General features: G+C 47.9%; 21 protein-coding genes. 14 read left to right on the top strand and 7 right to left on the bottom strand.

All coding sequences use genetic code 11. The features are described from left to right. A partial coding sequence (locus tag A3750_RS11980; RefSeq protein ID WP_156498543.1) for a hypothetical protein occupies positions 1-336 on the bottom strand: 336 nt, incomplete at its 3' end. A gap of 168 nt (positions 337-504) precedes the next feature. Then, a complete protein-coding gene (locus tag A3750_RS11975) occupies positions 505-3408 on the bottom strand; it encodes an ATP-binding protein (RefSeq protein ID WP_068548300.1) in 2904 nt (967 codons plus the stop codon). A 112-nt stretch (positions 3409-3520) separates the two neighbouring features. On the opposite strand from A3750_RS11975, the gene cysM reads away from it, so the two are divergent. From cysM to mazG, 4 genes are all read left to right on the top strand, one after another. Beyond that, on the top strand, positions 3521-4414 hold the full coding sequence (gene cysM, locus A3750_RS11970; protein WP_068548299.1) for a cysteine synthase CysM: 894 nt from the start codon (positions 3521-3523) through the stop codon (positions 4412-4414). 88 nt (positions 4415-4502) lie between these two features. Then, positions 4503-5855: a 23S rRNA (uracil(1939)-C(5))-methyltransferase RlmD gene (gene rlmD / locus A3750_RS11965; protein ID WP_068457891.1), complete on the top strand. Its 1353-nt coding sequence runs from the start codon at positions 4503-4505 to the stop codon at positions 5853-5855. Positions 5856-5870: 15 nt separating this feature from the next. Next, positions 5871-8117, top strand: a complete 2247-nt coding sequence (gene relA / locus A3750_RS11960; protein WP_068457889.1) for a GTP diphosphokinase — start codon at positions 5871-5873, stop codon at positions 8115-8117. Then, entirely contained in the window at positions 8110-8985 is an 876-nt protein-coding gene (mazG, locus tag A3750_RS11955) for a nucleoside triphosphate pyrophosphohydrolase (RefSeq protein WP_068457887.1), read from the top strand. Before relA ends, mazG begins: the two co-directional genes overlap by 8 nt. Before the next feature lie 5 nt (positions 8986-8990). Here mazG and A3750_RS11950 read toward each other — a convergent pair whose 3' ends face one another. Next, positions 8991-9317: an Hpt domain-containing protein gene (locus tag A3750_RS11950; protein ID WP_068457885.1), complete on the bottom strand. Its 327-nt coding sequence runs from the start codon at positions 9315-9317 to the stop codon at positions 8991-8993. Between the two features lie 376 nt (positions 9318-9693). Here A3750_RS11950 and A3750_RS11945 point away from each other — a divergent pair, with 376 nt between their 5' ends. Together A3750_RS11945 and A3750_RS11940 are read left to right on the top strand one after the other, a co-directional pair. Further along, positions 9694-10272 (top strand): cadherin-like domain-containing protein, encoded by a 579-nt coding sequence (locus A3750_RS11945; RefSeq protein ID WP_068457883.1) that lies wholly within the window; start codon positions 9694-9696, stop codon positions 10270-10272. A gap of 61 nt (positions 10273-10333) precedes the next feature. Next, positions 10334-10828, top strand: a complete 495-nt coding sequence (locus A3750_RS11940) for a hypothetical protein (RefSeq protein ID WP_068457881.1) — start codon at positions 10334-10336, stop codon at positions 10826-10828. A 9-nt stretch (positions 10829-10837) separates the two neighbouring features. On the opposite strand, the gene A3750_RS11935 is transcribed toward A3750_RS11940, so the two are convergent. After that, the gene (locus tag A3750_RS11935; protein WP_197466409.1) at positions 10838-13048 is read right to left on the bottom strand and encodes a patatin-like phospholipase family protein; all 2211 of its coding nucleotides are present in this window, start codon (positions 13046-13048) and stop codon (positions 10838-10840) included. Positions 13049-13226: 178 nt separating this feature from the next. Here A3750_RS11935 and A3750_RS11930 point away from each other — a divergent pair, with 178 nt between their 5' ends. From A3750_RS11930 to A3750_RS11900, 7 genes are all read left to right on the top strand, one after another. After that, positions 13227-13769, top strand: coding sequence for a heme NO-binding domain-containing protein (locus A3750_RS11930; protein ID WP_068464645.1), 543 nt, complete (start codon positions 13227-13229; stop codon positions 13767-13769). Positions 13770-13788: 19 nt separating this feature from the next. Beyond that, complete coding sequence (locus A3750_RS11925; RefSeq protein WP_068456941.1) at positions 13789-15546, top strand: ATP-binding protein; 1758 nt, start codon at positions 13789-13791, stop codon at positions 15544-15546. Between the two features lie 68 nt (positions 15547-15614). Beyond that, entirely contained in the window at positions 15615-16085 is a 471-nt protein-coding gene (locus A3750_RS11920) for a hypothetical protein (RefSeq protein WP_068455049.1), read from the top strand. A gap of 65 nt (positions 16086-16150) precedes the next feature. Next, a complete protein-coding gene (locus tag A3750_RS11915) occupies positions 16151-18460 on the top strand; it encodes a PAS domain S-box protein (protein ID WP_068455052.1) in 2310 nt (769 codons plus the stop codon). 47 nt (positions 18461-18507) lie between these two features. Next, the gene (locus A3750_RS11910) at positions 18508-18939 is read left to right on the top strand and encodes a response regulator (protein WP_068455059.1); all 432 of its coding nucleotides are present in this window, start codon (positions 18508-18510) and stop codon (positions 18937-18939) included. A gap of 50 nt (positions 18940-18989) precedes the next feature. Beyond that, positions 18990-19895, top strand: coding sequence for a GGDEF domain-containing response regulator (locus tag A3750_RS11905; protein ID WP_068455065.1), 906 nt, complete (start codon positions 18990-18992; stop codon positions 19893-19895). Positions 19896-20095: 200 nt separating this feature from the next. Beyond that, complete coding sequence (locus A3750_RS11900; RefSeq protein ID WP_068455067.1) at positions 20096-21037, top strand: hypothetical protein; 942 nt, start codon at positions 20096-20098, stop codon at positions 21035-21037. Between the two features lie 82 nt (positions 21038-21119). On the opposite strand, the gene trmY is transcribed toward A3750_RS11900, so the two are convergent. Then, positions 21120-21719, bottom strand: a complete 600-nt coding sequence (gene trmY / locus A3750_RS11895; protein WP_068455070.1) for a tRNA (pseudouridine(54)-N(1))-methyltransferase TrmY — start codon at positions 21717-21719, stop codon at positions 21120-21122. A gap of 268 nt (positions 21720-21987) precedes the next feature. Here trmY and A3750_RS11890 point away from each other — a divergent pair, with 268 nt between their 5' ends. Then, positions 21988-22350 (top strand): hypothetical protein, encoded by a 363-nt coding sequence (locus A3750_RS11890; protein WP_068455072.1) that lies wholly within the window; start codon positions 21988-21990, stop codon positions 22348-22350. 227 nt (positions 22351-22577) lie between these two features. Here the strand turns inward: A3750_RS11890 and A3750_RS11885 are convergent, their stop codons facing one another. Both A3750_RS11885 and A3750_RS11880 read right to left on the bottom strand, forming a co-directional pair. Then, positions 22578-23300 (bottom strand): OmpA family protein, encoded by a 723-nt coding sequence (locus tag A3750_RS11885; RefSeq protein ID WP_068455075.1) that lies wholly within the window; start codon positions 23298-23300, stop codon positions 22578-22580. Then, positions 23293-23970, bottom strand: a 678-nt coding sequence (locus tag A3750_RS11880) for a TolC family protein (RefSeq protein ID WP_197475014.1), incomplete at its 5' end; no start/stop codon positions are given. The genes A3750_RS11885 and A3750_RS11880, both read right to left, overlap by 8 nt.

The raw sequence follows: 23970 nt of genomic DNA, 5'->3' as shown, positions 1-23970 counted from the left end.
AGGCTCAAAGTTCTCAATAAACTCCAATTTACAGCCGGGAGCATTCGGCTTCAGTGAATCTGCACGCGCCTTGGCTGTGTAGTTCGGGATATCTGTTAGCCGCCCCTCAACAAAATCGAAGCCCAATTGCACAACCGAGATTGCGGAGCAATTAATGTTGTCTGCGGTAATAATATTCTCTGACCCAGCAGCTTGCTGCATCATACGCGAAGTGGCTTCAACGGTAACAGGCACGTCGATTTTATTGAGTTCAGGGTCTCCGCTGTCACGATCAGGGTTGTCAAAATCAGGCCCGCTGCCGCCAGAGCCCGGTACGCCGCATGCGCTAAGTAACACGCTTATTAGCAGAATAAGCGAAGCAAGGGCGGCTGACTGATGGGTGCGTGAACGTGACAACATAGGCGAGGTAAAACAGCTAACGAATTGATACCGACAAGCATAGCATGAAGAAGTCACGATACGTTTGAACTCGTGCGTATTTTATTGCTTCTGCTTTAGGGCGATTTAAACTGTGTAAGTATGCGCAGCAAGAATGTGATCCTTGCACTCAATGAGTTCATCGATGGCGTCGAGTAGCGCGTTTACAAACGCATTGACCGTTTCGCTATCCTGTTCGGTTTTGAGTGCGTGTTCGCTCGCATGAGCGAAATGTCGAAGCTTTGGAATGCCGCATAGTAACGTAACTCCGTGAAGTTTGTGCACAGAGCTTAGTAGCCGCTCTTGGTGATCTTCTTCTTTCGATTTTTCAATCTCACTTCTTGATTCGGGTAAATTTAGAAACAGCTTCTCGGAAAACTCTCTTGCCAAGCGTTCGTTGCCATTGCTTAAATGCACTGACTCTTCCCAGTCAAATATTGGGAGATTATCTGCGTTTTCAGTATTGCCGTTACGCTGAGCTGCGTCTTGTATTGTTCGGGTGAGGCCCTTTTGAGCTTGCACCGACGAGCTAGCAGACTTTCTGGGGTCCGCCAGGTTCGTGTCAGGAAGATAGCTTAGAATCATCTTGTGTAGTCTTGCTTCATCTAGAGGCTTGCTAATGAGATCGATAAAGCCTTGCTCAATGAATTCATTTTTTTCATCGGGCAGTGCATAGGCCGTTAGCGCCACAATATTGCCCGAGTCCCTATACTGTGAAAGTCGTCTTAAGGCTTTTAGGCAGGCGACCCCATCCATGTCGGGCATTTGGATGTCCATTAGGATTAATGGATAGAAGTGCTCTTTGCAAAGCTCCAGAGCGGCCTCTCCACCGTCTGCAAGGTCTAAGGTTAAACCCATTTCATTCACCAAGGCTTTCACCAGCGCTAGGTTCATCTCGTTGTCATCGACGGCCAAGATCTTGTGTTCGCTTTGAAGCGATGCGAGAGCTGGAGCGTTCTTCGTGACGGTATTATTGGATTTATTGTCCCGGTAGTCTGGCTGAGTGCCATGATTTTGTGCGTTCTGTGTTGGCTCTGAGGTGAACCCCGCGATGCTGGTCATACTGTGAGACAAACCGGCGATCGTTGCGGGTTTGATCGCATGTCCATCGCCCACTGCAAGAATGGCATGGTCATAGTTTTTTAGCGTTGGCGTAAACAATAGTACCTTGACCTTTTGCGCTTGAATTTCTTCTACTGCTTGCGTTACGGCTGGCGCATTCAGCTGATCCTCGTTTAGACAGAGGAGAGCCAGGGTTTGGAGAGGACTTGTCAGATGTCTTGTGTGATCGCAAAGAGCTTCTAGGTGATCAAATACTTTAACGGAGACGCCGGTAACGGCAAGGGCGTGTTGAATGCTTCGCCGAGAGGTTTGTTGAAGTTCGAAGAGTAGGCAGTCTAAACTTTGAAGCTGCTTAAGGGTCGAATCGTCTATCCCTAATATGCCGCCATGCTGATCCGTTTGTTCTGCCATCAACTCCTCATCCAGCGGTAAGGTAAACCAGAATGTTGCGCCATTTCCTGGCTCGCTTTCAAAATCGATTTCGCCGCCCATTTCATGGACAAGTCCACGACAAATACTGAGTCCTAAGCCAGTTCCCCCGAACTGACGCGCTGTAGATGCGTCTGCTTGAGAGAAGGCTTTGAAAATACTGGTTTGCTCCGAAGTCGATAATCCAATACCCGTATCCGATACCGATATTTTAAGGTTACCGAGCTTGCTATCTAGGCTGTCATCTAACATGACTCGAATTACGATTTCGCCTTCATCAGTGAACTTGACCGCGTTATTGATGAGGTTTGTGATCACCTGTTTTAGGCGTAAGGAATCGCCGAGAATCTGCTTTGGCGCATCGTCATAGTAAAGATAATTTAGTTCTAGTCCTTTGTTATGTGCCGAGGGAGCGAGCATGACTACGATGTCTTCGATCAGCTCGTGAAAGTTCATCGGTTCTTGTTCAAGTTCGATCCGTCCCGCCTCAACTTTTGAAAAATCCAGAATGTCATTGATGATCATCAATAACACCTCGGACGACTTTTGAATAGCGCGGAGGGTATCTGCTTGTTGCGAGTTAAGAGGGCTGCGCATCAATATTTTGGCAAAGCCAATAATGCCGTTCAGTGGTGTTCGAATCTCGTGGCTCATGTTTGCTAAAAACTCGCTTTTAGCATTATTGGCTTTAATCGCGTTCTTTCTGGCAATGTCGAGTTCTACGTTTTGGATTTCGATTGTTTCGAGTGTTTCTCTAAGGTCCTGTGTGGTTTGCTCAATTTCTTCGGTAATATCCGTACGATAGTTGTACATCTGAGTGCCGATTTCGGCGAGCAGCTCTTCAATAACCGCAAGATCTTTGTGTTTGAAGCTAGTCAGCTCCAAATCTTTTTTGCCTGCATGTACATCTGATAGCACTTTCTCAAAGCTTCGAAGATAAGTAAGAACTTGTCCGGTGAGATAGCGCGAAATGAAAAATGAAACAATGCTCGCAAACAGAAAAATGACAATGCCTGTTCGTATTACTTTTTCTTTTGCTGCAATAAGCGAGGAGCGATCGGCAAGTGCGAGTAGCCAAACCCTTTGCGGCGATCCGGTTTCCGCAGCGGTGTCTATGGCTTCAATATAAACCGCAAATTGCCCTCGCTCTAGAAGTTGATGCCCGCTTTCAGGGAAGTCGCTTGGATTGATGGGGGGTGTGTGAGTTCCGCCAGCATGAGAAATGATGCGGCGTTGATCGTCGACTAATGACACATTCTTCAACAGGGAGGCGCTAGACAGGCGTTCAATTTGTTTAGAGAGCGAGTTTCGATCGAGTGTCCTTGATTCCGCGATAGCTTGCGTGGCAGAGAAGACTAGATTCTGGATGGACGTTTCGTAGGCGAGTTGCCGCTGTTCGAGTCCTCTCATTGCAACAAATGTTGTAACAATAAGTGCTGCAGACAAAAGCCCAGTAACACTAATGACCAAAATTCGTGACTTGAGCGTTAGCAATCTCATACGGCGTTTAACACTTATTCTTTTCGCTTTGCGAGGGATCTTATCACGCATTTAAGAGTCTGAGAGTGTATTATGGCGCAATTATTTCGGCTCTGTTATTTGTGAGAGGAAAATGCACTTCCCGACCATTGAAGACTACGTAGGAAACACCCCTTTAGTGAGGCTGCAACGCCTGCCCGGCAATACTTCCAATACGATTTTGGTGAAACTAGAAGGAAACAACCCAGCTGGATCTGTCAAAGACCGTCCCGCTACCAGCATGATCCAGCAAGCCGAGCAGCGCGGCGATATTAAGCCAGGAGATACTCTCATTGAGGCGACGAGCGGCAATACGGGTATCGCACTCGCAATGGCGGCCGCAATCAAAGGCTACAAAATGATTCTGATCATGCCGGATAACGCCACAGAGGAGCGAAAAGCATCCATGGCTGCATACGGCGCGACATTAGTCCCTGTTACGCAAGAAGAAGGCATGGAAGGTGCGCGGGATCTTGCACTCAGGATGCAGGCTGAAGGCAAAGGGCTCGTTTTAAATCAGTTTGGCAATATGGATAACCCATTGGCGCATTATACTGGTACAGGGCCTGAAATCTGGGAGCAATCAAAAGGCGAGATGACGCATTTTGTTAGCTCTATGGGTACGACGGGCACCATTATGGGGTGTTCACGCTTTTTTAAAGAACAGAATCCGGATATCAAAATTATTGGTCTACAGCCGGAAGATGGTGCCTCGATCCCTGGCATACGACGTTGGCCAAAAGAGTATTTACCGACTATTTTTGAAGCCGATCGCGTCGATCAGATTATGGATATGGGGCAAGACGAGGCCGAAACAACGATGCGAGCACTCGCTGCCCAAGAGGGTATTTTTTGTGGAGTCTCTTCGGGTGGTTCGGTGGCTGCGGCCTTGCGGCTTAATCGGCAACTTGAAAATGCGGTAATCGTCGCCATTATTTGTGACCGAGGTGACCGATACCTTTCATCCGGTGTGTTTCCCGCACCTTAAATACTCTCTGATATTAGTTAGTCGCTCACAAGCAAACGTGTCCGAGTGATTGTCCCGCTTAACATAAAAGGCATTACGGCAAGAAAATATGGCAAGACGACGTAGGAAAAAACTTCCCCAAGAACCCATTGAGTGCGAGATATCTGGTGGTTTAAGTCATGAAGGGCGGGGCATTGCCAAGCTTGACGGTAAAACACAGTTTATTGATGCGGCTCTGCCAGGTGAACGTGTCATGGCGCAGTACGTTGAGCAGCGCGGCAAGTTTGATGAACTCAAAACGGTAGAGGTACTCGAAGCGTCGGCTGAACGTGTTACGCCTCCCTGTGCTGCCGCCGAAATTTGTGGTGGTTGTAGTTTGCAGCACATGGATACTGACGCACAGATTCAGTTTAAAGAAGCGACCCTTCGAGATCATTTCAAACATTTTGGGGAGCTTGAGCCCGAAGAGTGGATCGCTCCTATGACTGGGCCAACCCTCGGATATCGGGGTAAGGCAAGACTTGGCGTGCGGTATGTTGCCAAGAAAGAATCCGTGCTGGTGGGTTTCCGAGAAAAGCGCAACAGCTTTCTTGCGGATATGCAGCAATGTGAGGTGCTAAACCCCAAAGTGGGGCATCACCTGCTAGATTTGCGCGAATTGGTTGCAGGTCTCTCAGTTTATCGAGAGCTACCTCAGTTTGAGGTGGCCCTTGGGGAAGACGCTGCTGCGCTTGTGGTGCGTCACATGGCGCCGCTTACCGAGGACGATACCGCTAAGCTGGTTGCTTTTGGGCAGGCACAGGGTTTTCACATCTATTTGCAGCCAAAGGGGGTTGATACCGTCCATCGTATTTGGCCCGAGTCGGCCTCCAAAGACGAAGATCGCTTGCATTACACTCTCGACACACCCGATGGGCAGTCCGTAAAACTGGCCTTTCACCCGATGGATTTCACGCAGGTAAACGCGGAAATCAATAAAAAGATGGTGCGCCGTGCACTGGAATGGCTCGACGTGAAACAAGATGAGCGTGTTCTGGATCTATTTTGTGGCTTAGGCAACTTCACGCTACCGTTAGCAACTCAAGCAAAAGAGGTGGTTGGTGTCGAAGGCGATGATGCAATGGTCGTACGTGGCAAGGAAAATGCTTCCTTGAACGGGCTCGACAATGTGCGTTTTTATGGCGCCAATTTGCAAACCGATTTCACCAAGGAAGAGTGGGCGAAAGAAGGCTTCGATAAAATCTTGATAGATCCGCCTCGCTCAGGCGCATTGGATGTGTGTAATTATCTGACAACATTTGGTGCCAAGCGTATCGTGTATGTGTCGTGTAATCCTGCAACCCTGGCACGAGATGCCGGTGTGATTGTAGAAAAAGGCTATCGATTGGTGAAGGCAGGTGTCATGGATATGTTTCCGCATACCTCACATGTTGAATCGATTGCACTCTTTGAAAAGGCATAGAAGAAACGTAGACCTATGGTCAAAGTTCGTGAAGACTACATAGCTAATCGTTCTCCTGAACAGGGGATAGAGCAGTGGCTGATTAACCTTGCTGATGAGACTCAGATAGACGATCTCGACAAGGTTCGTCTAGCTTGTTTTGCAGCCCTCGAATACAGCCAAACGCCCTCTCACCCAGAGCGCTACTGGAGTAATTCAAAACACGATACCTTTCTCATTGGTCTCGAGATGGCACAGATACTCGCCGAGCTCGATCTGGATCAAAACGCGATTATTGCCGCTATTTTGTATCGTGCTGTGCGAGAAGAGAAAGCTACGGTGGATGCCATCCGGAAAAAATTTGGACCAGAAGTCGCAAATTTGATTGATGGTGTTTCTCAGATGGCTGCAATATCGTCGACCCATCAGCCATTCAAGGGGTCGGTTCTTGGGCAGACGCAAGGTCAAATCGACAACGTGCGCAAAATGCTCGTGACCATGATCGATGATGTTCGCGTTGTACTCATCAAGCTTGCCGAGCGCACGTGCGCAATTCGATCTGTGAAAGATGCGACTCCTGACAAGCGACAGCGCGTCGCACGGGAAGTGTTTGATATTTTTGCGCCGCTAGCGCATCGGCTTGGCATCGGCTATATCAAATGGGAGCTCGAGGATCTCAGTTTTCGCTACCTGCACGAAGGTGCGTATAAAAAAATCGCTAAGCTGCTTGATGAAAAACGTATTGCTCGCGACGAGTTTATCGCGGATGTCACCAATACTATCGAGGTAGAGCTAGAAAACGCCCACATTGAAGCGCAGGTGAGCGGCCGCAGTAAGCATATTTACAGTATCTGGCGAAAAATGCGTCGAAAGAATCTCGACTTTTCAGAGATTTACGACATTCGCGCGTTTCGAATTCTCGTTCCTCGTGTGAGTGACTGCTATGCATCCTTAGGTGTAGTGCACTCCTTATGGCGCCACATCCCCTACGAATTTGATGATTATATCGCTAACCCAAAAGAAAACGGTTATCGCTCACTACATACTGCAGTGGTCGGACCCAGCGGGCGGGTGATGGAAATTCAAATCCGCACGCATGATATGCATGATGAAGCGGAACTTGGCGTTTGTGCTCACTGGCGTTACAAGGGGACAGACACAAAAGCGAGCTCAAGTGGTTACGAAGACAAGATTAACTGGCTGCGACAGGTTCTCGAGTGGCAAGAAGAGGTCGGTGATGTCTCTGAGATAGCGCAACACTTAAGTGCGGATATAAACGCAGATCGTGTTTATATCTTTACGCCTAAAGGTCATGTGGTTGATTTGCCGAGTGGCGCAACACCTGTGGACTTTGCCTATCGCGTTCATACAGATGTGGGGCATGCTTGTCGTGGGGCAAAGATTAACGGACGCATTGTACCGCTGACGTATCCTTTGCGTACCGGTGAGCAAGTTGAAATTCTGACCTCGAACAACCCCTCGCCAAGCCGCGATTGGCTTAATCCAAGTTTAGGGTATATCCAAACCTCGCGCTCTAGAGCGAAAGTGGTGAACTGGTTCAAGCAGCAGGATCGTGGACGAAATATCCACGATGGTCGTGCATTACTCGAAGACGAGCTCAAGCGCCTAAGTATTGGTGACATCGCCTTTAAGGATCTCGCTCAGGAAACCAAGTATGACACTGTTGATGACATGTTTGCTGCGATTGGCGCGGGTGACTTAAAACCAACGCAAGTGGCACAGGCCGCTCAACGGATATTGGCGCCTGATCAGCAGCAACTCAAATTCAAGTTTGAGCCGAAGCATAAGCGGAGTGTGCCGAAACAGGATGATGATATTCAGATTCGTGGTGTCGGGCGCTTACTAACAACGTTGGCAAACTGCTGTAATCCAGTGCCAGGTGATCCGATCGTTGGCTACATTACCGTTGGCCGAGGTGTTTCGATTCATCGACAGGATTGTATGAACATGCTGCAGCTTGAAGACCACGAGCCTAATCGGGTCATTGAGGTAAGCTGGGGAACCGCGCCGGATGCTGCCTACGATGTCTCTATCGATATTCAGGCCTACGATCGTGAAGGTTTGCTACGTGACATTACAACGGTGCTTGCAGACGAGAAAGTAAACGTAACGGGCGTGAACACCTTCTCTAATCAGGAAGATCATACCGCGACGATTACCATCAGTATGGAAATCAAATCTCTTGATGCCTTGGGTCGGGTGTTGGCTAAGCTTAAGCAACTGCCTAACGTGATTGAAGCAAAACGGAAGCGTAATGCCTGAAAACAGTCTAAATTCGAAGTACACACTGGAAGATCTGCAATACCTAATGGCACGTTTGCGCGATCCTGATCGTGGCTGCCCTTGGGATATAAAGCAAACCTTCGCCAGTATTGTTCCGCATACGCTTGAGGAAGCCTACGAAGTCGCGGATGCCATAGAACAAGGTGACCGAGATGAGATTCGTGATGAACTCGGAGATCTGCTGTTCCAAGTGATCTTTTATGCCCGAATGGCTGAAGAAGAGGGTAGCTTCGACTTTACCGACATTACCAACGCTATCACCACTAAGCTGGTGCGCAGGCACCCACATGTCTTTCCAAATAAAGCGTTGCGTGCGTATCATCCTGAAGGTACTAGCTTTACTGATGACCAAATCAAAGGGCAGTGGGATGAAATCAAAGCGGAAGAGCGCGCGTTAAAGGCAGGTCTTGGTCAAACGCCGAAACAACGTAGTATTCTGTCTGACATTCCAAAGGCGCTCCCTTCGTTAGGGCGTGCAGATAAATTGCAGCGTCGCGCCTCTAATGTCGGGTTTGATTGGGACAATATTGACGATGTGTTTGCCAAGCTCGAAGAAGAAATTGGTGAGATACGCGAGGTTATTCAGGACGCAAAGGACAAGAGTTTCCGAGAGCCTGATATTCATGCAAGGCTTACGGATGAAGTGGGTGATTTGCTGTTTTGTGGCGTTAATCTAGCGCGTTTTCTGAAGGTAAATCCCGACGAGGCATTGCGTGGCTGTAACGATAAATTCACCCGGCGCTTTAATCATATAGAGCGAGCATTGGCCGAGCAGGGCAAAGCGTTTGAAGACTGCACTCTAAAAGAGCTTGATGCACTTTGGGATGAAGCCAAGCAGTTCAATTGAAATAGTTATCCAAGGTGGGTATGGATTTGCTCGTTGATGGCGCGGATTCGCGCCTCCATTTCGCTCACTAAATGGGCTTCTGGTATTTCCCCTGAGCGTGCAGCTGACTCTAATTCAGCGGCTGCCGCTGCATCTTCATCTGCACACATATTGGCCAGCGCGCCTTTTAACGAGTGAGCGAGATGGTAAATCTCTTCCGTATTCCCAGAGGTGATTGCTGACTCGAAAACTGGCGCTCCGCTGTCATATTGTGTTGTGAATATACCGAGTATCTTCTCCACAATTGTCGCGTTATTACCCAAACGAGCGCTCAATGCATCAATGTCTATCATTCAGTTTCCTCCGCAAAACTATCCAAAATATAGACGCTAAAAGCATATAGGTAAAATTTTTAGCGTAATTAGAAATAGTCTTTGGTTGCTTTAGTGCCGTTGCATGTAGTAACAAAAATACACCAATTACACTGCGATATTTGGGTAACAAATTTGGTATAAAAATCAAACCATTAAAGCACTGCGTTGGTCGTTGAGTTTTTGCGCCGTTGAGATGTTTTTAGTGCTTGTTTGAAAAGGCATTAATGAGGTGCATCGGTCACTATGGTTTAGCTAAGTAGTGTCGCTTGTAGCACTTTGCTTTAGCACTTAGTTGCTGCCTTGAGGCCCTGACGCAATGTCGCGTGATACTGCTGTAAAGATTGAGGAAAGGTGAATGCCAGATAGTTCTAACCGCGAGAAAGCCCCGTTGAATGATAATGGTGGTAGCGTTGGAGGTAACAATCGTTTGAACGTTCATACGCAAAATCAGCAGTCTGCTTATGTTTTAACGGGTGTCGGGCCGCTTAAATCTCAGTCGCAAGGCGAGCATTTATACGCTCTTAGCTCAGATAGTGATGTCGGCGAGCGAGCTCATGGCGTTGATGCTGACGCTGATCCAGACCCCACACCATTCGGGTTTGCAGTTAATGAAGATGACTCAATTGTCCTCACAGAGAAGCAATTGCTCGATGCAGTAAACCCGGAACACCGAAATAGCGATACGTGGACGATCGAGGGCTTTGCGGTCGATCCAAATTTCGGAACGGTCGTTAACAATGGCGATGGCAGCTGGACAGTCTGGCCTGACCACAATTTTTCCGGAGACATGTCGCTGACCTTTATGATCAATGACGGCGTAGATTGTTCACCAGAAAATGTACCGTTGACGGTTGTTCCGCTGCATTGTGCGTCTGACAAAAGTGCATCGCACGACACGGGTACGATGGTTTTGGAAGACCGCGACGATGCCTAGCTCTCCGATCATTCGGTATCGGGGGATGACAATGACAACATCTTCGGCTTAGGCATACAGTGTGTCCGGCATTCAACTTACTTACGATGCGGTTGAAGACCGCGTTTTATTGCAGAGTCATCAAGATGTTTCGCAACCCTCTTGGTGGTTGAGCCGCCGCGCCTTATTGAAGATTATTCATAGCCTTAATTCTGCCTTATTTGCCAAATATGAAACCGAACAAATTCTGCAGCGCGTTGTTGATGGCTCTAATTCCAATGACTCGGTAAGCTCTAATGCTTTGAATGAACAAGGCGCGCGCGATGATTATGAGCGTTACCGTCAAGACTTGCTCGAGGGGAGTACATCCCGAATGGAACGACACTCAACGCCAGTGCCTGACGCCAATCTATTTCCTTTTGCCCGTATCGTGAATGTCGACGTGCAAGAGAACCGTAGCATGGCGATGACCTTTTCAGACGGTGGTGCTAAGGGGTTAAGGTTAGAATTTCAGGAAGAAGGTTTGCAGCTTTTCGTCCAAATGTGTGCAGAGCTAGTGCGACAATGCCAGTGGTAATGTCGGCACCTAAAATCGCTTACCCAGAGAGATGTAAAAGCTCTCGTCTTGCGTGTTGGTTCGCCCATAACCAAGAAAGGCTGGCCCAATCGGGCTGTCCCAGCCAAAAAATGCTGCACCGCTTTTGAACGTAGAATCCCAGCTTATCGCGCTGCGCTCCTCCCAAACATTGCCTGCCTCCGCAGAGATACCGAGATAGAAGGGAAGGTTTGTTCCACCCATCGGGTTTTTGGCTAACTCATAGGTATAAACTAATCTGGCGAAGCGCAAAAAAGGACCGGAGAGAAAGTCTCGGTCTAAGCCGGATAGATTGAGAAAGCCGCCTAACTCAAAGTTGGTAAATCCAATAGGCCCTTCATTGTACGCATTGCCAAAACGCAAAGTTGGCTTCAATGTATGTGCTCCGAGTGATCCGGCAACACTAAGGTCAACTTCGAATTTGTTCGCATATTCTTCTGGGAGGCCTAGTGCCTGGGTCGCGCTGCGGCGCAAGGCAATATCGAGCTTTGAACCGGAGCGGGAAAAGTCCGCCTCATCAAGTGTGTCATATTCGGCACGAATCAGGATGGAATCGCTGTCGTAATCAATCACGTCCAGCCCAATTTGACTAGACAATGTGTCGGGCAGTTCAATATCGCCATTTTGAATTTCAGCGGCGGCAATCATGTCAAAACTGTCATTAAATTCAAATCCAAACCCCGCCTTTGTGGTATTTGACGAGTTGATGACCTCACCGACAGAATCGCCAGAAGAATCGAAGTAATTGGAGATTTCTCGTTTATATTCGCTGTCTGCGAGTAGAAAAAAACTACTCGTGTAGATCGGCCAATAGAGGTCTGTTTTCAACACTTTTTCTGAACCAAACTGAACGGAGTTAGTCCATTCTGCCCCGTATGGGCTCAAGTTGGTTAGTCGCATAGCCGCGCCAATTTCAAAGAGGCTGAAACTACGAAAGTTATCCTCAAAGCTGAATAAAAAATCGAGATATCCCGGTCCCCATTCCTTTTCCTCGATGAGTATTTTCATCGTCGATTGTTCGTTACTTTCTTCCACAAAGGTGGTGACGCGTGCAATGGTTCCCTGACCATAGAGACGTTCGATGCCTTCCCGAATTTGACGCTTGGTGTATGGCCCTTCATGACTGAGCCGCATGCGGTAAAAAATATAATCATCCGCAAGACGGGTTTTATTATTGAGAATAATGCTGTCGATGTTGTGGTTCAGATGCGCCAGTTCAGGCTGATCGACAACGTGCTTTGATGTGTAGTTTTGAGCGATGCTCTGAAGTTTATCGCTTTGAACATTAGCGGCTGCGTAGCCGGCTTGTATGCCCTTCTCGGTGCTGCTGAAATCAGTCAGCGTAATACCGTCTAGATTCGGTTTAATGAGTAAATCGGCTTCGCTGAGTAGGGCGCGCGCACGTTGTTGGTTCTCAAAAGTGAGGAAGTTGCTAAGTTGACCAAGTACATCAAACGTATTGTCGATGTCCTTTGCAGGTAAGGGCAAAGAGCCGATATCTACGGCGATAACAATGTCGGCACCTAAATCTTTGGCGACACTCACAGGTAGGTTATTGGCAATACCGCCATCAACCAAAACGCGGCCATCAATCTCGATAGGACGCAATATTCCCGGTAGTGACATAGAGGCTTGCATTGCTGTCGCAAGGTCGCCTCTGTCTAGCACAATCTGCTCTCCGGTTTCGAGATCAGCGGCGACAGCGCGATAGCTCACAGACAAGTCATCAAAGCTCTTAAGCACTGGATAGGAGCCAAGCATCGACTCAATAAGGCGGCGCATCCCTTGTCCCTGAAAAATGCCTTTCGGTAGTTTAAAACCATCGGCGTCAAAGCCTATGCCGAGCTGGATCGGGTAAAGGTCATCATGGCGCTTGCGCCTGTTTGGTATGCGCGAACGGGGGAGATCGTCAACATAGCCTGAGTTCCAGTTCGCCTTGATAAAAAGCTGTTCGATTTCGGCTGCGCTTTTTCCACTGGAGTAGAGTCCCCCAACAAACGATCCCATACTGGTGCCGACGATTAAGTCGATCGGTATCTCTCGCTCTTCTAATGCCTGCAATACACCCACATGCGCACTGCCGCGAGCGCCGCCTCCCGCAAGCACCAAGCCGATACATGGGCGATCGACCGCGCTTTGACATGCGGCACTTTTGGCAGGCTCATTGTTTGTCGACGCAGCCAAGGTTGACCATGACGTCAAGCACAGAGCCAGGCTTGGCAATACCCCAAAAATTAGCTGTAAAAAGGACAAAAAGCTTGTCTTATAAGACGACAGTAAAGTCATTGTCACCTATGCTCTAGGTAAGAGAGAAAAAAAGGAAATAACTGATTACTGGGCTACTATGAATGGCACTTAAGCTGAATTCAAGGAGCGTGACATGAAAGGTATTGTTTTTACCGAGTTTATTGAGTTAGTGGAAGATACTTTCTCAATGGATATGGTGGATGACATTCTTGATGACTGTGATCTCGACAGCGGAGGAGCCTACACTTCGGTTGGTTTATACGATTATAACGAGATGTTGCAGCTGGTGGGGGCATTGTCGAAGCGAAGTGATACTCCGATACCAGATTTACTGCACGTGTTTGGTAAACATCTGATTTATAAGTTCAGTAGCAATTTTTCCTCAATGTTTGAGGCCGCCCCTGATGCATTTACATTTCTTGAAGGTATCGACAATCACGTGCATTTAGAAGTACGAAAGCTCTACCCAGATGCTGAACTTCCACAGCTTGGTACCGAGCGACCTGACGCCAATACATTGTTGATGCATTATCAGAGTAACCGCCCCTTTGCTGAATTGGCTTATGGCTTAATGAGTGGAGCCATTGATTATTTTGGTGAGGCGATTGAAATCATTCGTGAAGATGAGAATACCGATGGCACGGTACAAACCTTCATTCTCAAAAAAGCTGGGTAGCTGTGTTTGGACGCGCTGAATGACTGAAGAAGACAAATGGAAGCGACGGCTAGAACGCGAGCGCTCTGCCCGAAAACAGGCGGAGCAGGTTCTGGAGCAAAAGAGCATTGATCTTTGGGAGGCAAACGAAGCTCTGCGATCGCTAACGTCTGAACTGCAGCAAAAAGTCGAAAAGCGCTCGGTTGATATGGTTCAGGCTCTAGAAAAAGAAGTCGAGGCGAACAAGGCTAAAAGCGAATTTGTGAGCATGATTAGCCACGAAATGCGCACGCCATTAAATGCCATTATTGGTTTTAGCGAGATCTTGGTTTCACCCGACAGAGCGAAAGACCTAACGCCAGATCAAACACAGCACTACACCGAGAATATCCATACGGCTTCAAAAGGTTTGCTGTCACTTATTAATGACATTCTCGATATGGCGAAAATCGAGGCCGGAAAGCTTGAGCTGGAAGAGATCGATTTTGAACATAGTAAGCTATGTACCCAGCTTTTCGACACCTACAAAATTACCGCAAATAGCAAACCTGTTGAAGTTAAGCTTGAGCTTGATGAAGCGATCCCTGACAAACTGATGGGGGACCCGAATCGCGTGAGTCAGGTGGTCAATAACTTGTTCTCAAATGCGCTAAAGTTCACCGACTCTGGTGCGGTAACCCTTATTGCAAAGCTCGTGAAGAGTTCGAGCAAAGGTATTGATGTAGAGTACTGCGTGCAAGATTCCGGTATCGGCATGTCTGCAGAGGTTTTGGAGCGCCTGTTTCAGCCCTTTACTCAGGCCGACAACTCTATGAGCCGAAAATACGGTGGAACCGGCCTGGGCTTAACCATTTCTCGGCAGCTGGTTGAGGCCATGGGTGGCAAAATATGGGTGGAAAGTAAGCTGGGAGAGGGCTCTCGGTTTTCTTTCAAGGTGCGTTATCAATCCTCATTGAATGTCGCATCCCAAAGCAAAAAACGTGATAGCGAGGAGCCTATCGGTAGAAGATTGGCTGGGTTCAAGTTGCTGCTTGTCGAAGATGATCCGATCAACCAAGAGCTGGCTAAATACCTTATCGAAAGTGAGGGTGCAGATTTATCGATTGCCGATAATGGCCTTGAGGCGGTTGCCGCGATTGAGGAAGCGCCCTTTGATTTGGTGTTAATGGATTTGCAAATGCCTGTGTGTGATGGCTACACGGCGACAATTAAGGTGAGAGAACATGCCGAGTTTGATACATTGCCGTTCGTCGCGATGACGGCTAACGCCGCAAGCGATGTGCGTGATCGCTGTCTTGAAGTAGGCATGAACGACTTTCTCACTAAGCCCTTTATCATCGAAGATCTACTGCAGTTGATTGAAACCTACTGTAAACCGAGAGATGCGCTGCAACTGGTTCCAGAAGCCATTGATGATATTGCTGCGCTGCTGGATGACGGAGAGGAAACCATCCAACTCATTGATTCGGATAAAGCATTGGCAGTGCTGCATGGTAATCGGCACTTGTACCGTAGAGTTCTAGCTCAGTTTAAGCAGTGCTGTGACGATGGTGTTTACAGTTTGGATTCTCGGCGCATACAGAACAACCGGCGCGACACGATGCGTTTGGTATTTAACGTAAAACGTTTGGCCGAAACCATTGGCGCGTATTATATTTCCAATTTGCTCGCCGAGTTGGAAGGAGCCGTTGAGGTTGATGATCGCGAAGCGATTGAGCGGATTGTTGACAGCTATACAACGGGCATTGAATATGTCGCCCGTGAAATCGAACAAATAGATCTTTCCAAAAACGAATAAAACAGAGCTCGGGTTTTAACGTTTAACTCGATGCTCCAAAACTACGATAAATACTAAAGGAGTATCGTGTGCTGCAAAAAGTATCCCCCTTTCTGGTTCTGATTTTGTCGATGACTGGCGTTGGCCTGATTGAGGTGTCTGTTTCCTGGAGTCTCTATTACTGGTTTGGTTGTTACATCGCTGTGGGTTTGCTGTTCATTATTCAGGCTAAAGACGGCGCTCAACAAAACGCGATTTTACATCATATCTTGCACTGGCTTGGGAGTATTGGTGCTTTAGGAATTGTGTTCTTGTTTATCAAAACGGAGCGCTTAGACGCCTCTCAGGCTGGGTTGGTCGCCGTATTACTGCTCGCCTTAGCCGTGTTTACTGACGGTTTGCGCATTCACTCTCGCTTCATGCTTGTAGGCATTTACTTGTTTGTTACTGCTGCAATTATGGCCTATATAGAAGCATTCATTTGGTGGTTTTTGCTTTTATCCATTGCTTTGATCGCCTATGAAATATACTGGATGCGTAAACCGAGCCGCTCCAGTTAACGCACAGATAGGAGCCTGCCCGGCTTAGTGCCGGTGCTCGCCTCCTTGCTAAAAGAGAGGCATGCTTGGAATTTCTAATTGAGTTTTTTAGCTCCGACTATATGCCGCACGGCCATTGTTTTCTTTGGTTGCCAGGCATTCTTTGGCTGACCGTCGGTGCGGACGCGCTGATTGCTATCTCCTACTTTTCGATCCCAATCGCGCTCCTTATTTTTCTTCAAAAACGACCTGATATTCAGTTTCGTGGCATCGCGCTGCTGTTTGCCGCGTTTATACTGCTTTGTGGTATTACTCACTTATTTTCTATTTACACCATTTGGTACGGCTCATATGGGGTGATGGCGATACTAAAAGCGATGACCGCGATCGTATCGTTTGCGACCGCCGTTGCCACTTTTCGTTATATCAAGCCCGCTTTAAGTATCCCTACTCCCGAGCAGCACGAACAAGCATTGAGAGAAAGATTTGTTCGCGAGCGAGAAATAGAGCAGCTTAAGTTAGAGAAGCGCTTCGATAGTTTGGTTCGCGCCGCAATCGACTTTACGCCATCTGGTGTGTTGATTATTCGCGCCACAGGCGAGCTTGTGTACGCAAACAAAGAGGTTGAACGACTGTTTGGCTACGATGAAAACCAGCTGGTTGGTCAGCACATTGAATCGCTGATTTTGGAGCAGGATCGCTCTGGGCATTTGATGCATTTTTCGCGCTTTTTTAGTCATTCAGATGCGCCTCAAGCGATGGCGAAAGGCCGAGTAGTGCAGGGTCGAAAAGCAAATGGTGAGTCGGTTCATCTCGAGGTAGGTCTGGTACCAAAAAGTATCGACGGGGAGAAATTCGTCTTTGCCTCCATTATCGGTGTTAACGAAGTACTAAATTTGGAAGAAACTGTGGTGACACAGTCTTCGAGATTATTAAGAGCAATTGAAGCTGCCGATGAGGGCATCTGGGAATGGAATGTCCAAAACGGTGATGTCTGGTATAGCCCCAGACTGCTTGAGTTGATTGGTTTTGATCCGGCCTCGCAAGGCTATAGTCTCGACGATTGGTTGGGGCATATTCATCCCGACGATAAGTCGAAAGTAAGCGCGGTGCTGCAGGGGCACTTTGAAAAACGAACCCCTTACTTGGTTGAGTACAGAGGGAAGAATTCCCATGGTGAGTATGAATGGATGCAAGCGCGTGGTGAAGCGCGTTTTGATGAGCGCGACAAACCGCTCTTTATGTATGGCACATTGGCAAGCGTAAAAGAAACAGTCGCGTTGTCCGATCAGCTTGAAGAGCAGATTGCCATCAATGATGAAATCTCAAAGGACTTTATCAATACCTTTGAGCTTGCCGCTGTGGGTATTGCGCATGTTTCCACCGAAGGTAATTGGCTGAGAGTGAATCAAAGACTCTGCAGCATAGTGGGTTATACAGAGGGAGAATTGTTGACGTTAACCTTTCAGGATATTACGTATCCGGATGACTTAGAGAAAGACCTCTCCTTACTCAGTGAGTTAATGAATGGGAAAGCAAACTCTTATGCACTTGAAAAACGTTATTTCCATAAAGGCGGTCATATTGTCTGGGTTCATCTGACTGTGTCGGTGGTGCGTTCAGAGGACAAACGTACAGGAGAAAAAAAACCGGAGTATTTTATCTCCGTAATTCAGGACATTTCAAAACGCAAAGAAATCGAGAAAGAGTTGGCAAACTCGAATGCAGAGCTAGAGCGATTTGCTTATGCGGCGTCTCATGACCTGCAAGAGCCCTTGCGTAAAATTATGATGTTCTCTGATAGCCTTCAGGAGCGTTTACAAGGGGAACTCGCTGATGAGGATGCCCAATATGAGTTAAGCCGAATTGCAGATGCTGCCAGTAGAATGAAGGCCATGGTCTCAGCGTTGATGGAACTCTCAAGAGCGCAACGCCTTGAGGTGACTCTTCAGCAAATCAACTTAGAGGCGTTGTTGCAGGATGTGACAGAGCAACTCGATGCGCTGATCCACGAGCGTCAAGCGAATGTGCGCCTAATTGGTGGCTCTACCGGTTTGATTATCGATAAAGCGGCAATGCTGCACGTATTTCAGAACCTCATTACCAATGCTATCCGTTATTGCCCCGAGGAAAGAGAGCCGCAAATACACATTTCGTGCGAAGAGAACCAAAAAGAGGTTGTTATTCGCGTGAAGGACAACGCCGGCGGTATACCAGAGAATATGCATGAAGCGATCTTTGAACCATTCCGTCGTTTGGTGACCAAGTCGATTTCGGGTTCGGGAATGGGCTTGTCGATTTGCCAGCGAATCATCGAGCGCCACGGCGGAACCATTAAAGTAGAAGAGAGCAATGATCAGGGTTCTAGCTTTTTAATTTGTCTTCCCAAAAATTGAACTACAATTTCCATTGCCAAATAGGATGTAAGATTCGGGGTATATACATGAGCACGAAGGATGTGCAGTTTTTGTTCATTGATGATGATGTGGATGAGCACTACTTATTTAAAGGAGATCTAAATCGTTATGCGCCAGATGCCGATCTTCAATGTTTTGATTCATGGGTAACCTTCGAGACATATTTGGCAGAGTCAAACTACAAACTCCACAAGCGCACGGTCGTGCTGCTGGATTTGAACATGCCAGAGATCAGCGGTTATGAAGTAATAGAGCGTATTCGGTCTGATAGACGCTTAGATGCGCTTCCGATTATTGTTTACAGCACCTCTGGAGCCGACGCAGATATTCAGAAGAGTTATCAATTGGGGGCCAATAGCTTTGTTACCAAACCACATGATCGAGATCAGGCCGAGTTTGTCACTCGAGTGCTTGCAGAGTACTGGTCCAACTGCGCAAAACTGCCAAGCCTGAGTTGATCCGGTTTTTAGGTATGTTGGCCATAAACAAGGAGTGCAAAAGGACTAAGATGGCGATGAAGGACGACAACTATACAGTGTTGATAGTCGAGGACGATCCAGACGATCTTCGGATGATCATGTCTTTGTTGAAAAAAGACGATAGGCGCAGCTATCAGTTTGAGCATTGCAATACGCTTGGCGCGGCGCTGGAACGTTTGGATACAGAAAGCTTTGATGTTGTTGTCTTGGACTTGGGCTTGCCTGACTCCAGCGGGCTTGAAACACTGACGAGTATTCAAGAACACAACATCGAAACACCAATGGTCATTCTTACCGATTTGGACGATGAAGACTTTGCAGAGCAAGCACTTCAACTGGGTTTTGAAGAGTATGTACCGAAGTCAGCTTTAAAATCATCCAGAATTGATTGGCAAATTAAGCAGGCGGTAGAGCGGCATAAAATCACGCGTAGCTACTATGAACGCGCAACCGTGGATGCGCTTACCAAAATCCACAACCGAGCCTATTTTGATGAGGTGCTCGAAAGGGCCGTATCGGAACACGATCGCTCTGGTGAAGCCATGGCATTGGCGCTGATAGATGTTGATAACTTCAAAATACTAAATGATGAACAGGGCCATAGCGCGGGTGACAGAGCATTGAAGGCGCTCGGTGACACACTAAATGCCTGTAAACGCAAAGAAGATATTGCGGCGCGAGTCGGTGGTGATGAGTTTGCCTTGCTGATGGTGTACACCAAAGAACGCACCGGGGCGGCGTATCTTATTGAACGTATTCGTAGTCATTTTCAGGACTTCGCTTCCAAAGCCGGCTTGAACTTTGTGCCGACTTTGAGCATTGGTATTGCTTGGCATGCGCCGCCTATGACACCTGAGAAGCTGTACGAAAAAGCCGATAAAGCGATGTATCAGGCTAAGAAGATGGGCAAAGGGGCACACATCGTTCTTGAATAGAATTTGATGTAGCAACTATCGATGAGACGCTGATGCTAAAACGTGTCGATCGATCGGTTGATGGGTTGCGATACTCCCAGACCATAAAGCGCTAGATCAAGGCGCGGCCACAGCTTAGAGCGGCGCTTCGCACTCGACGGACTTCTTTTTGCAAAACTTCACTCCAGGTTTGGCCTCTGTACGCGGTACCATTTAGCGTCATGTCGTCCAAATTCGATCGTTTCTCTATGCCGCTAATAGCAATAAAACAGATTCTCAGCCCTGGTTCGTCATCACTTGTTCGCGATGCGCAAACGCATGGTGCCTTGCCGTTAGGTGCGGTTCAGCGATTGCAGGATGAACAGGATAACTCGCTTTTTGGCGTGTCGACAGAAACATCGACAGATGAGCCAACAAACCTCTCCAAAAGTATGGGCGAGCAAGTGAGCTTATCGCCCATGTCCCAGCTTAAGGAGATGCTACGTCAACGCGTGGCTGATCTGTTCTCTCGTTCAGAAGCCTTGGTACGCCGAATTATAATGTCGGGTCCAGAGCAGGTTGAAGCACTCTCTAATGAGCTGAAACGTTTTGGCCTAGATCTAAAACGCCTCATCTCGCAATACAAAGCCCTAAAAGGAATGGAAGATATCCAGGGTTTTCAGGCGGGCTCTCAGTCCTCGTCCGATTCGCTATCGAGTGTCACGCGTCTTGCCAGCGCTTCGGAAGTCTCTTCCTCCTCAATCACGGAACCGTCGCAAAGCGCGTCTTTGTTTGTTCTGGAGCAAAGTGGAAAGATGGAATTCTCGATGGGTGTGGCTAACGTTTCACGAGAGGTTGATCAAAACACGCAGTTTGGTGCGAGTGCAATGGATAAACTGAAACAGGAGGCGATTAGCGCATACGAGCAGTTTTCTTCGCAAGATGGCTTTTCAGATAAAAACAGCCAGCAAGCCCGAGAGCAGGGCGGCAATGAAGAAGATGGTATCGAAGCGGGTTTTCGAGAGATTCTGAAAAAATTAAAACAAGCACGAGATTTATTAGAAGCCAAGGCTCGTTTTGAGGATGACAGAGAGAGCTTGGAAGTGCTGGAAGACGTGAAGCGTATTGAAAATGCGGTAGTAACAGAATTAGCGCAGTTTGATTCCTCCAACATGCCGTCTTGAACCAATGCCTGGAAGCGCTTCTCATTCGGACTATTCGTCTTATGTCCGGATAGTGTTTTAAAGGGAGGGAAGCGCCCTCACGTTAAAATAATCGATCGAGCTCGTTATGAATTAGCACCACGCATTGTGAAGCGAAGAGCATTCTAGGGCCAAGATTGAGTTTCTCGGTGCCGTATCGCTTTAGCGTGTTGTAGCTCTTTTTTGGCATTGGGATATGGTCGGTAAGAATAAAGCAGGGATTGGGTTTGAACTCGACCTCTCGTATTGATTCGCCCTTGATGTCCATCATGTAAAGCGCATGCTCTTCGGCTAGTTCCTTGACCAAACGCTCGAAACTAAGTGTTCGAACGCGCAGGCCCGGTTCGACCTGTTTCTCTTGCTCTTTACGCATGCCCACCGAAACACGAAGTGCCCGAGCGACTTTTTCCAATAAGGCTGCCTCGTGAAAGCCGCCAATGTTAGAAAGCTCTTCTGCAGTAAAGGTGACGGTGCGTGAGAAGTCCGCGGTGCTCTCTAAAACTACGTGGACGATCACGTTGTCTCGATGTGACTGGGCAACAAACATCGCATTCATCAACGTGTGCGCAATAATCTCGGTGTGGGCATCGAGTCCTACTTCAGCCAAAAAGGCATCGGGATCAGTGGGTGCCGCTCGGGCTCTAAGAACAAAGGTCGTGGTCATTACATTACGTGTTTAGATGAACGTTCCGCGATTATATCTTAATGGTCTAGTGCTTCGCAGTTATATATCGATTCTTGCCATTTTGGGTCGAGCCGCTTCATGGTAAAGCCGTTTTCGTTGATTACGTTTGGTAGCGGACTGTTACAAAACATTGCAACATCGCCATCATGGCGGCTTTTTTCTGTTCTAAGCTTTGCTCAATATTTATGTGACGTCTGTCACAAAAGATGTTTGATGGGATCAGGGAAGGAAGGTTATGGAGATACGCATGGTAGAGCGCCGCAACGACAAGACACGCGAGAACAGCACGCGATATAGTGTTGATTTGAACCGACGCGTTGCTACATTACGCAAAGTGCGGACGGGCACTGAGGTGGGGGTGCGTGCATCGCCGGAGGAATTCGATTTTCATCTTCATACGGTCATCTATCGTTTGCTTGAAGCGGATGGCGAGAGCGATTACAGCGGCCCTTTCATGATCGATGCAGAGGGCATAGTGCGTGTTGCTGGTGTACTCGATGAGAGCCGCGACTACGCCTTTATTATTGAGGCCTTATCTTCTGATGGTGAAAGCGTTCAAAGTGACGTTCAAACGCTTAGCATCGGCGATATTCTAGATACAAAGCATTAGTAGTTCGGCATTCGCCGATTCTTTTGAAATTCGTTCTTTCTTTTCCGGTATTTCTCAAAGACAGACTCTTGTTTTTCTCGTTTTTCTCGTCACTCTCGTCGCCGTATTTTCAGTGTTTGAGGTCGGAGCAGGAGCGCGTTGAAAGGGGTACGATTAAGCGTCTTGCTTCGTCACGTCGAAACATTCGGGGTGCGCTAACGCGTGATCTTGTCATGTTCTTCGCCAATTCACATCGCTTCGAACAGGGCTTTTTTAGGTTCCTCCGCGTTTCCAAGATCGATCGTCCAAATGTCGTAATGCATAGCGAGAAGTCTGTCTCTTGTGATTAGATGCGCTACCATGCGGCGGTTCTTTTGCCGGCCTTCGGACGTGTCATTGCTGGCAATCGGTTCGTCAGGACCAAGACCCGTGGTGAGTACCTGTTCTTTTGAAACGTTAAAGTCACTAATGAGGATATTTGCGACGGCTTTTGCGCGCTGTTTTGATAGTGCGATGTTCTTAGAACGCGGGCCGGTGTTATCTGTATGTCCCTCTATTAGCACGACAAACTCGCTACTTTGTTGATGTAGCTTGGCCAGCTCTTCGATAGCTGGGTAGTAACGTTTCTCTATCTCAGCGCTGCCTGTCGCAAATTCAACATCGAGATCTATTGAACGAATCGAATTGACTAGCTTTGCGCAGCCTTGGTTGTCCAGCTCGACACCTTCTTTGTGATCGTCACATTCATCTCGGTGATCAATTACACCATCTGAATCGCTGTCGGATATCTTGGCTTGCGCAGGAACAAAGGGTTGTTCTGGATAGGGTGGCACGACATCTTCATTATGTTGCGCGGGAAGCCCTGAGCCAAAGCTGTCGAATCGTGGGTCTTCGGGCGGGTTTGTACCGCATGCTGTTAAACCGAGGCCGGCGAGCACAAGCGTTAAGGTAATACGAGAGATTTTATCCATTGGTCGTTGCCTCCTCTGTGCCGGTTTCATCTTCTTTCTCTAGCAGCGGGGTCATCACGTTTACACGCAACGCATCTAAAATGTAGCTCATGCTCGCAACAACACGATACTGGGAGTATACATACTGATAGTCTGACGCGAGATATTGCTTGCGCGCTTCAAATAGCTCGTTTTGTGCATCTAACAAATCAAGAAGGGTTCGACGGCCCGCTTTGAACTGCGCCATATACAACTTGGCGCTCTCTGCAGACTGATCAACGTAATCCTGTAGATGAACGAGTGTTTGTTTGAGCGTCATGTAGGCGTCCCATGACGAGTCGACATTTGCTTGCACTTCGCGATAGATACGATTAGAACGCATGCGCGCGGCCTCTTCCTGATAACGCGCTTGTTTCTGCTTCGAATTGCTACGGCCGCCTGAATAGAGATTCCAGTTCATCTCAAGCAACACGCGCCATTCATTTTCATGGCCTTGCTCGCCAGAGACATGATCCTTCCAGGTTTGGTCTGCAACGATGTCGAGGTTCGGGTAATAGTGAGCGTTTAAACCGTCGGAGTTCGCTGCAGAAGCTTGCGCACTTAGGCGGCTGGCAATGAGGTTTTGGTTATTCGCTAGTGCGAGTGTTGTGGCGCGTTCATTGCTTTCTGGCAAGTAGGTGCTGTCTATTTG

The organism is Oleiphilus sp. HI0079 (assembly GCF_001635105.1).
The sequence above is the reverse complement of the archived record's forward strand: the minus strand, read 5'-3'. Positions and strand labels throughout refer to the sequence as shown.